Annotated in this window: 10 protein-coding genes; 3 read left to right on the forward strand and 7 right to left on the reverse strand. The window is 70.6% G+C overall.

Features of this window, described 5'->3' with window-relative positions; genetic code table 11:
* Nucleotides 1-230: 230 nt before the first annotated feature.
* The 3 genes from ACQ5BE_RS18820 to ACQ5BE_RS18830 form a co-directional block, all read right to left on the reverse strand.
* Complete coding sequence (locus ACQ5BE_RS18820) at nucleotides 231-398, reverse strand: hypothetical protein (protein ID WP_430298475.1); 168 nt, start codon at nucleotides 396-398, stop codon at nucleotides 231-233.
* Between the two features lie 2 nt (nucleotides 399-400).
* Nucleotides 401-1,228, reverse strand: coding sequence for a class E sortase (locus ACQ5BE_RS18825; RefSeq protein WP_430298476.1), 828 nt, complete (start codon nucleotides 1,226-1,228; stop codon nucleotides 401-403).
* 65 nt (nucleotides 1,229-1,293) lie between these two features.
* Nucleotides 1,294-1,590 carry a hypothetical protein gene (locus tag ACQ5BE_RS18830; RefSeq protein WP_430298477.1) on the reverse strand — a complete coding sequence of 99 codons (297 nt, stop codon included), beginning with the start codon at nucleotides 1,588-1,590 and terminating at the stop codon, nucleotides 1,294-1,296.
* Nucleotides 1,591-1,776: 186 nt separating this feature from the next.
* Between ACQ5BE_RS18830 and ACQ5BE_RS18835 the strand changes: the two genes are divergently transcribed.
* Complete coding sequence (locus ACQ5BE_RS18835; protein WP_430298478.1) at nucleotides 1,777-2,550, forward strand: methyltransferase domain-containing protein; 774 nt, start codon at nucleotides 1,777-1,779, stop codon at nucleotides 2,548-2,550.
* Nucleotides 2,551-2,818: 268 nt separating this feature from the next.
* Here ACQ5BE_RS18835 and ACQ5BE_RS18840 read toward each other — a convergent pair whose 3' ends face one another.
* The 4 genes from ACQ5BE_RS18840 to ACQ5BE_RS18855 all read right to left on the reverse strand — a co-directional run bounded on the left by ACQ5BE_RS18840 (nucleotide 2,819) and on the right by ACQ5BE_RS18855 (nucleotide 7,061).
* The gene (locus ACQ5BE_RS18840; RefSeq protein WP_430298479.1) at nucleotides 2,819-3,112 is read right to left on the reverse strand and encodes a DUF1540 domain-containing protein; all 294 of its coding nucleotides are present in this window, start codon (nucleotides 3,110-3,112) and stop codon (nucleotides 2,819-2,821) included.
* A 446-nt stretch (nucleotides 3,113-3,558) separates the two neighbouring features.
* The gene (locus ACQ5BE_RS18845) at nucleotides 3,559-5,187 is read right to left on the reverse strand and encodes an ABC transporter transmembrane domain-containing protein (protein ID WP_430298480.1); all 1,629 of its coding nucleotides are present in this window, start codon (nucleotides 5,185-5,187) and stop codon (nucleotides 3,559-3,561) included.
* Entirely contained in the window at nucleotides 5,184-6,293 is a 1,110-nt protein-coding gene (locus ACQ5BE_RS18850) for a DUF1611 domain-containing protein (protein ID WP_430298481.1), read from the reverse strand. Before ACQ5BE_RS18850 ends, ACQ5BE_RS18845 begins: the two co-directional genes overlap by 4 nt.
* Nucleotides 6,294-6,551: 258 nt before the next feature.
* On the reverse strand, nucleotides 6,552-7,061 hold the full coding sequence (locus ACQ5BE_RS18855) for a hypothetical protein (RefSeq protein WP_430298482.1): 510 nt from the start codon (nucleotides 7,059-7,061) through the stop codon (nucleotides 6,552-6,554).
* Nucleotides 7,062-7,464: 403 nt separating this feature from the next.
* Here ACQ5BE_RS18855 and ACQ5BE_RS18860 point away from each other — a divergent pair, with 403 nt between their 5' ends.
* Nucleotides 7,465-7,674: a hypothetical protein gene (locus ACQ5BE_RS18860; protein ID WP_430298483.1), complete on the forward strand. Its 210-nt coding sequence runs from the start codon at nucleotides 7,465-7,467 to the stop codon at nucleotides 7,672-7,674.
* Nucleotides 7,675-8,173: 499 nt separating this feature from the next.
* Entirely contained in the window at nucleotides 8,174-9,703 is a 1,530-nt protein-coding gene (locus ACQ5BE_RS18865) for an IS1634 family transposase (RefSeq protein ID WP_430298484.1), read from the forward strand.
* Nucleotides 9,704-9,888: the final 185 nt, after the last annotated feature.

Here is a 9,888-nt window from a genome sequence, read left to right on the forward strand (position 1 = left end):
CATCGAAACCACCCGTCGCATCGCCCGCGGCTTCCGCAACTTCGAAAACTACAGACTCAGATGCCTGCTATCCGCCGGCGGCCACCGCCCATGGAGAACCCCGAACCATGCTTAGATCCGAAGAGCCGCTAAAGCACAACCAATGGTTCCGTACCTCACCCCGGGCCTGCTCAAGATCGGGACCCGGAGTTCCACGCCCGGGTTGGGAAGACCGACTCCGTACCCAGCAATTACAAGAACAGCATCCCCACCGTGTTCTCGCTTGCGTGCGTCACATCAGCGAGCCAGGGGAACAGGAATCGCACCATCAGGAACAGCGCCGCAGCCACCAGGAGCAGGCTCGTGAGGATGCGCAGCCACAGCGGGCCGGGGAGGTTCCGGAAGATCCAGGCGTACATCGTCAGCCTTTCTGGGCGGCGGCCACGGTGGCGGCGATCTCGGGCGGGGGACCGGCCGACGTCGGGCGCCAGGAGTCGAGCGTCGAATAGGCGATGAACCGCTCCGTCGAGCCGTAGCGCGGGTGGCACGTGGTCAGGGTCAGGAGGCTCTCCGTCGGCTTCGCGCCCGGCTTGTGCGGCACCGGCAGCAGGACGTCGAGGGCGTCCGGGAGCACGATCTCGCTGCTGCGGAACACATACGTGTAGTACGCGTCCTTGGTCTGCAGGTAGATCTTGTCGCCGGGCTCGAGCAGGTCGATGTTGTCCAGCACCGCGCCGTGGGTCTGGCGGTGGCCGGCGAGGGCGAAGTTCCCCGGCGCGCCCGGCATCGACGTCGACCCGTAGTGGCCCAGTCCGAGCGTGTCCAGGACGTCCCGGCCCGTGCCCTCGAGCACCGGCCGCGCATACGCCTCCCCGAACCGCGGGATGTACATGACGCCGATGACCGCGAGGTTGCCCGGCTGGTCGGGCACCGGCGCCGGCCCGTCGCCGGGCTTCGGCGCCGCGGTGGCGGTGGGGGAGGGGGCCGGGTCCGGCGTGGCCGTGTCCTGGACGAACTCGCGGACCACGGCGCCCTGGCGTGCGTCGGCCTCGACGTTCGTCCACCACAGCTGCCACACCACGAAGAGCACGATGATCGCGCCGACCGTGCAGACCAGCTCCCCGACCACCTGCAGGGCGAAGAGCCCCCCGCGGGCACGGGGGCGCGGGGCACGGCGGCGCCGTCGGAGCGCAGTTCCAGAAGAGTCGGAGTCAGGACTCGCGTCTGTCTCCGTGGGCGCGGCTGGCAACGGATCCCCCTTCGTTCGCCGGTCCCAAGCAGAATACCAACCCGGGATAGAGTGCCCTCGTCACATCATCCGCGCCGGGCCTCGCACCCCCGGCCGCTCACCCTTGGGGGCCCCTTGGACGTCCTGTCCCCGCGCTTCGGCGCGCCCGCACGCAGGTGGTTCGCCACCGCCGTCGTGCTTCTCAGCTTCATCACGGCGCTCGTGGCGCTGCCCGCGCGGCCGGCGGCCGCGTTCGGCACCGAGATCGTCACCATCAGCGGCGACCCCGTCACCTCGGTCCAGCTCTGCGCCACCGTCTCCTGGCCCACCGACGGGCTCTCCCAGTACCGCTGGCTCCTCGACGGCCAGCCAACGGCAGCCACCGGCCGGTGCTACACCCGCGACCTGCTCAACGACACCGGCAACGCCCTCAGCGTCGTCCGGAGGGGCATCCCTATCCAGAAAGGTGTAGGTGATGGCGGGCACGTGACTTCTGGCCTTCGCGGTGGTCGAATGTGGTGTGGGGAGGGGAGGGGCGTTGGTCCGACGCGGACGCCCGAGGAGGCGCCATGGACTCCATCCCAGCCCAGCTCGACACGGTTGACCTCGAAGCCCGGGTCAAATCGGTCTATGAGCGGGTGGCCGGCTTTCCGCAGCAGGAATTCCATTTCGAGACCGGCCGCGGCCTCGCCGAGCGCCTCGGCTACCCACCTCAGGATCTGGACCGTGTGCCGGCCGAGGCCGTCGAGTCGTTCGCCGGTGTGGGGTACTTCGATGACCTGGCGGCCCTCCAGCTGGGCGAGCGGGTGCTCGACCTCGGCAGCGGCTCGGGCATGGACTCCTTCCTGGCGTCCCGGGCGGTCGGCCCCGGAGGGTCGGTGGTCGGCGTGGACCTGACCGCCGCCCAGGTCGTGAAGTCGCGTCGGCTCGCGGCTGGCGCGGAGAACCTTCAGTTCCGCGAGGGCCGCCTCGAGGAACCCGCCGTAGAGGACGGCACCATCGACTGCGTCATCTCCAACGGCGTCATCAACCTCGTGCCGGACAAGGCCCGCGCGTTCGCTGCGGCAGCGCGGGCGCTGCGCCCGGGTGGCCGCCTCGCGATCGCGGACATCGTCGCACAGAGCGAGATGCCGCCATCCATCACGTGCGACGCCTCCCTGTGGGCGGCATGCATCGGTGGCGCAACCCAGCGGGACCAGTTTCTCGACCTCATCAAGGCCGCCGGTTTCCGCATCGAGACGGTCCGCCCGAACGAGGCGTACAGGTTCCTCTCCCGCCAGGCCCAGAAGGCGTCCTCCAAGTACGGCGTCACGAGCATCACGCTCCTGGCCCGCCTCGAGTAGAGGCGGCGCCGCGTCGCCGACCCGGGCTGGACGACACCACAGGGGCCTCCGACCGTTTCGGGCGCTTGCGGCCGCGCAGGGCGGCTGTCCTCGCCGTGCCCGTGCTGCTGTCGCTGCTCATCGTCGGCGGCACACTGCTGTGCGTGCAGCTGCTCGCCGGGACACCGCACCCGTGACGAGGCGCTTCAGCGGCAGGGGCGGCGTTCCCCGAGCAGCCGCCGCCCTGCTCCACAGGACGTGTCGGGAGGGCCGGTGCGAGGTGGGGGTGTCAGCGGTGTTCGTAGGTGAGGCAGTCGGCGGCGTCGGCGCCGGGTCCGACGCGTACGTCGTGGGCGTTGCACATGAGGTGGTCGTTGTGGACGCACTCGTTGCGCTGGCAGGCTCCGACGTGGGCGAGGATCTTGGGCAGGCCTCCGAGGGAGGAGGTGTCGATGAAGGTCCCGCAGCTGGCGTGGTCCGCGGTGCCGGCGACGGTGATGGCGTAGGCGTTGCACTCGTGCTCGTGGTTGAACGCGCAGTTGTCCACGGAACAGGTCGAGACTTCGGTCACCTGCTGGGTCATGGCTCTTCTCCTCGGCTCGGGGGCGGTGGGACAGACGCTACCCCGCGCCGCCCGGCATTGGGAGGGGGGAATAGCGCATATTGTGCTGCCCTTCGCCGCGCCCCAGCACCTCGGGGGAGCGGTGCCGATTGCCGGCGCCCGTGTCCTCCGGGGCAGCCGAGGCCGGCGCCGTGCGGCCGGGGTCAGAGGGCTCCGAAGGAAGGAAAGGAAAGGGAACCTGTAAGCCGCCCCTAACCCAGCGACGCCTGGGCGAGCCAGATGCCGAAACGCGGATAACGGAAGCCGCCTTCCGCCGTTGTCCGAATCGAAGCCTTGAGGTGCTGCCGGCTGGAGCTGCTTCTGGAGAGCGGGAAAGCCCTTCCCCCTCGAGCCCGGCTCGGCAGCCGGGCAGGGGATGCCGGCCTCGGCCACGGTCTCGCCCAGGAGGGACACCGAGGAGTGGCCCGTCATTGGGGGACCGGGACGGGCTCCGGGTTGCTCGCGGGATGCCAGTGCTGGTGGGCTGGGGGCAGGACGGCGGGGTTGTCGGTGGCGATGATGACAACGCCGGGGTAGTCGGCGATGATGCTCTGGAGGGCGGTCAGGCCGTGGGGGTCGAGGTCGGCGTCGATGCGGTTGAGCAGCAGCAGGGGCGGGTTGCCGAGGATGGCGCGGGCGAGCTGGACCCGGGCCCGTTCCGGGACGGTGAGGGGCTCGCCGCCGCGGCGCAGGACGGTCAGCCCGCCCTTGGGCAGCCGGGCGATGGTCGTGCCCAGTGCGGCCCGGTGGTTCGCATCGGCGAGCTGGGCGTCGTCCGCGTCCGGGTGACGGTAGCGGACCGCGCGGACCAGCTGTCCGCGCTCGAGGTGGAGGCCACGGGCCGCGTAGCCGAGGCAGCGGCGCCGCGCCGCCGGGCCGGTGCTGCCCAGGTCCATCCCGCCGAGCGAGATGACCGCCCCGTCCGTGGGGCTGACGCCCAGGAGCCCTTCGAAGAGCTCGTCCGCTCCGGCGTGGGAGAGTCCGTCCAGGAGGACGGTCTCGCCGGGCCGGGCACACAGCGTGGGGACCGACGCGCCGCCGACTTCGAGTCCAGAGATCTCCACCTCGCAGGGGCCCTCCGGGGCGGGGCCCAGTATGGCATCGGTGGGGTCGGCACGGTGGGCGGTGCGGGGGAGTGCGGGGGCGATGCTGCGCCGGGCCGCACGGTAGCTCTGCCGGTACTCCACGATCCGGCCGAGGTCGTGGACGGGGCCGGAGATCATGCTGACCACGGTCAGGGCCGCGGCGACCAGTCCCCGTTCGAGGCCGGCGAAGGCCCCGACAGCGGCGACCGCGACGGCGGCGGTAGAGGCGGCGCCCATGGCGCTGGCCCGCAGGGAGCCGGCCAGGGTGGCGCGCCGGACGGCGGCGTCGGCGACCTCCCTGCCGTGCCGGTCGATCCGGCCGAGCTCGCGCTCCTCGCCGCCGGCGGCGCGGATCGCGGTGGAGGCGTTGACGGTGTCGGTGACCTGTCCTGCCAGGCGTCCCCGGGCCTTCCTCAGGGCGCGCGCCCGCTCGTAGGTCGGGCGCGAGAGTGCGGCCAGCAGGAGGACGGCGGCGAGCAGCGGCCCCATGACCGCCAGGGCCAGGGCGGGGGACATGGCCCACAGGGCAGCGGTGAGCACCAGGATCAGCGGCACCCCGGACACGGCTGCGGCGATGCCGAGGGTGACCCAGTTGCGCACGCTGTTGAGGTCGTTGCTGGTCCGGGCGATGGTGATCCCGAGGGAGGGGCCGCGGCCGGGGCCGAGGGCGCCGCGGATGAGCTCCTTGCGGATCTGGTGCACGTAGTCCTGCCCGAGCCTCTCGGCCACGCCCCGCTCGAGGACGCGCAGGCCCGCCGTGGCGCCGACCAGGGCTACGAGCCCGGCCACCAGCACGGCCGCGCCGGCCGGGTCGGGCCCGTCGGAGAGCAGGGAGACCAGCCGCGCGGTCCCGGCCGACAGGAGCGCGACCGCAACGCCGATGCCCACCAGGGCCGCCAGGCGCCCGCGGCGTCCGGCGACGGCGAACCGCGGGAGCCCCGGCTCCTGCTCCCGGGGAGCCGGGCGGCTCATTCGGGGACCGGGGCCAGGAGCCGCATCGCGGTCTCGGCGCGGGCGAGGTCGTAGGTGCCGATCACGGGCACGTCCAGCTCCGCGGCGGCCTCGGCAGCGGCCAGGGGGGAGACGGTGACCATGCCCGACACGGCGGCCGGGACGTGGCCGGCCGCACGCAGCACACCGACGCCGGCGCAGGCGCCGACGGCGTCCCCGGCCGCAAACAGCACGGTGTCGACCAGGGTGCGCAGGAGCGGGCCGTTGAGCAGCTGCCGGGTTTCGCCCTGGTAGAGGCCGTCGGCGACCTCGACCACGATGGCCTCCGGGCCGGATTCGGCCAGGGCGCTGACCATGCTCGCGGCCAGGGCGCGGACCTCGGGGGCCTGGAGCCGGAAGGTGGTCGGGTAGCCGTAGTCGGTGAAGTCCAGGACCTGGACGGCGCCGGCGTCCTGGAACAGGCGCGGGTCGCCGCCGGCCCCGGTGCCGGTGATCTTCCCGGCCGCCACGCGCAGCCCGGCGCTGGTCAGGCCCCTGACCAGGCACGCCGCGGCGGTGGACTTGCCCGAGTTCATGGACGTGCCCAGCACGGCGACCACGTGGGGACGGACCCGGGGCGGGGCCTGGGGGTCGAGGGCCCGGGGCGCGAAGCGGGCCAGGTTCAGCCGGCCCTGGGCGTCGGCGAGCAGCCCGAGCGGGGCCAGCTGGGTCGGCCGGCCCACGGTGCCGTGGCTGGCGGTGACCACCCCGGCCAGGCCGCCTGCGGCGATGAGGTGGCAGGGACCGAGGCCGGCAGGGACCTCGGCCAGGACCTGGTCCGGGGCGTACCGGTTGGCGTACGCCAAGAGGACCTCGTCGCCGACGAAGAGCGCCTGCCGGCGCGAGACCGGGCTCTCCAGCCGCGGGAGCTGGCCGATCCGTTCGACCCGGGTCAGGACGATGTCCCCCGCGACGGGGACGACGTCCGGGCCGGTGAGGAGCCGGTACCCGGACGGGTCGGCGTCCAGCGCCTCGGACAGGAAGCGGGTCGTGTAGGCCTTCTTCGCCGCCGCCAGCCGCCGGGACAGGCCGGCTGTCCCGGCCCCCTCCGGGGACGCGTGCACGGGGATGATCGTCGGAGTGCTCACAGGAGTGCCTTTCACAGGTGCGGGCTCGGGGGCCCCGGGGTGCCTGGGGGAACCGCGCCAGGCTTGGCTGGGCGTGCGGCTCTTCGCATAAGCGTATTTCCGCCCAGGCCCGGCAGCGGCAGATCTGGGCCGAACCTGCGGAAGTCCTCGCACAGAACTCGGAATCCCGTGCGCCGTGGGGCGGGGAAGGCCCCGGGTGGTGCTGGCAGCGGCTCGCTCTCAGCACCGGCGGGGGCCTTGGAAGGGGTCGGGCTCGGGTCAGGGTGCTGAGAGGTTGGTGTAGGTATAGGGGCCGGTGAACGCGGTGGTGGCGCCGGAGGTCGTATCGGTGAGCGTGACGCCGGTGTAGGCGACGGAGACCAGGGTCATGGTCTGGCCCTTGGGGCAGCTGAAGCCGAGGCTCTGGGCGGTGGGCACGGAGAGGGTCTGGGTGCCGGTGACGTTGCCGTTCTTGTCGGCGGTGAAGGGCTGCGGCGGTGCGGTGACTGTGGTCTGGGTGGTGGTCTTGTTCGAGGCCGAGGGGTTGTGGCTGCCGCCGTTGACGCATTCGTAGGTCACGCTGGCGTCGGCCGTGGTGGTGATGTACTCGGTCGAGCCCGAGGCCAGGCCGGCCTCCTTGAAGTGCACCACGAGGCTAGAGCCGGAGGCTGCGGCGTCGGTGCCGCCGTTGACGAAGTGAGCGTTCCCGACCGCCGCCGAGGCGGGGGTGGTGGAGAGGAGAAGGGCTGCTGAGAGGGCGGCTACGAGGCCGAGGATCCGTTTGAACACGATGTCTCCCTGGATCGGAGGTGCTTGCGTTGGACGGTCCTCCCGCCGAGGCGGGAGGACCCGGGAGGCGGGGGGCTGCTGTCGTGCGGGCGCCTGGGGCGGGAGCGGCCGCGGGAGCCCCCATGATCGAAACTCCCGCTGCTGCTCCAGCATGGGGCTGCTACCGGTGGTCGCAGACGCCGGCCTTGAATCCCGGGTGGGGGTTGCCGTTCTGTCCCGGGACGCACTGGGTGTCGCCGGGGCCGGGCTGGTCGGCGAACGCAGGGCCCGCGGCGGAGACGGCGCCCAGGGCCAGTCTGCAGCGAGTGCGACTGCTGCCTTCCGCATGGTGCTTTCCTTTCCGTTGTTCCTGTCGAAACGGCCCACAATCCGTAGCCCACACGGGTGCTGCCCGATTCACGACATGAACAATCAAGAAAATGCACGCTTCCTGTCAACACATTATCAAGGTCTGTCATCCGACCGGGTCTCGTGGCGCAGCGGGGCCGGTGCGGCCGCGCTGTGGCGGATCAGCGGGAGCGATCTGGGTCCCGCCGGGGTTGGCTATGTCAACCCGAACGAGGACCAGAGTGACGGCTTGATTCGAGACCAGTCCGGGGTGCTGTGCCAGTGAGTCGGCTGTAGCGCTTGTCGTGCGCTCACCGTGCATCTCATCGCGCGGGGTAAACGCGTCTCCGGTCAGTCGGGGCTGTCGAGTGACGGTGGAGCAGACCGCAGGGCGCGTTGGTCGGCCGTCTAGCGGGCAGACCGTCAGTCACCATTCTCGATCTTTCCGCCGTGACGTGACTGGAGTAGCCTCGCCACCGCGAGTAGCTCCATCTGCCCCAGATGCGGCAACGAGGTGCACGTCTCCGTCGAAGTAAAGGCTCTGATCTCCGACGAGCGCAAGGACGTCTGGGACTTCTGCGTATGCGAGCACTGTCGTAATCTCGGCCACGTGACCTTAGCACCGGCAGAGCACATCTCCTGATCTTGAGTACGTCAGGACGATGACCACATGACGCCAGAGCAGAAGCTCCCGACTTGCACAGGTCCGAGGCCTCCTGGAGTGTTTGCGCAGGTCAGCCTGGGGTCGGGTGCTGATTTGGGGCACTAATCTGTAGCCTTCTGTGGTGTCTCCCTACATCCGGAAGGTGAAGACAGGCTCGGGCGCGACCGCTGTGCAGATCGTGGAGAAGCGCTCCGGTGTCCGGCGGATCCTCGAGCATCTCGGTTCCGCCCACGACGAGACGGGCGTCGCAGCCTTGGTCCGCGCCGGGCAGGAGCGCCTGAATGCAGGCCAGCAGGTCTTCGACCTCGGCCTTAACTCTGTCGCCGCGGAGCCGGAAGCCTCGGCGCCGTCCGCTGTCGTCGCCGGGACCCGGTGCGAGGTGCTCTGGGACGTGCTCTCCGGCGCCTACTCCCTGCTCGGCTTCGATGCCCTAGGGGATGCGGCGTTCAAGTCGATGGTGCTGGCACGGCTCGTCGAGCCGGCCTCGAAGCTGGCCACCGTCGGCATCCTCGAGGACCTCGGGGTCGCGGCCCCGCACCGCAACACGTTGACGGCAGCGCTGAAGCGCTGCCAGGCCAGGGACTACCGAGACACCCTGGCCAAGGCGTGCCTGGCCCATTCCGCGCGCACCGGCGGGACCTCCGCGATGGTCCTATACGACGTAACGACCCTGCACTTCGAGAACGAGGACGAGGACGAGCTCCGAAAGGTCGGGATGAGCAAGGAGCACCGCGTCGATCCGCAGGTCCAGGTCGGGCTCCTCGTGGACCCAGCCGGGTTCCCGCTGGAGGTGCACCTGTTCGAGGGGAACAAAGCGGAGACCACCACTCTTGTCCCCGTACTGAAGGCCTTCCAGGAGAGGCATGGCGTCACCGACATGGTCGTCGTCGCCGACGCCGGCATGCTGTCGGCGGCGAACCTGAACGCGCTCGAGGACGCCGGGTTCTCCTTCATCGTCGGCTCCCGCCTCACCAAGGCCCCCTACGACCTCGCCGAGCACTTCGAACGCCACGGCGACTACTTCGAGGACGGACAGATCCTGGAGTCCACCCGCACCATGGGAACCGGCAAGGACGCCCGGGAGCGGCGGATCGTCTACCAGTACTCCTTCAAGCGGGCCAAGCGCGACCGGCGCACCATCAACCTGATGGTCGAGAAGGCCGAGCGGATCGCCGCCGGCAGCGCGCCCTTGAAGAAGGCGAGGTTCCTGAAGGTCACCGGAGCCGAGAAGGCCCTCGACCAGGCCACGATCGACCGCGCCCGCCAGCTCGCTGGCCTGAAAGGCTACGTCACCGACCTCCACCCCGAGAAGATGACCGGGCCGGCTGTGATCGGCGCCTACCACGAGCTCTGGCAGGTCGAGGCCTCCTTCCGCATGACCAAGTCCGACCTTCGCGCGCGGCCGGTCTTCCACTATCAGCGCGAAGCCATCGAGGCCCACCTCACCGTCGTGTTCGCAGCCCTCGCGATCGCCCGCCATCTTCAGGACGCCACCGGAATCACGATCAAGAAGCTCATCCGGACACCCAAGCCGCTCCGCACCGTCACCGTGCGCATTGGCTCCCAGGCCATCACCGCAGCACCAGCCATCACTCCAGACGCCCGCACCATCCTGGACCGGCTACCGCCTATCAACGCTCCGGGGCACTAAGCCTGTGCAAGTCGGGCCAGATGCGGCAACGAGGTGCACGTCTCCGTCGAAGTAAAGGGGCTCTTCGCGGTTCGTCGGGAAGTGAGCTCGTGCCGTAGAAGGTGAAGGGGCTCGTGGCCCTGTTGGATGAGTGGTGTCTAGTCATTCGTCCGGAACAGGAACCACGAGCCTTGATCGAGCCTACG

This window comes from Sinomonas sp. B1-1 (assembly GCF_050474465.1).
In the GTDB taxonomy this organism is placed as follows: Bacteria; Actinomycetota; Actinomycetes; order Actinomycetales; family Micrococcaceae; genus Sinomonas; species Sinomonas flava.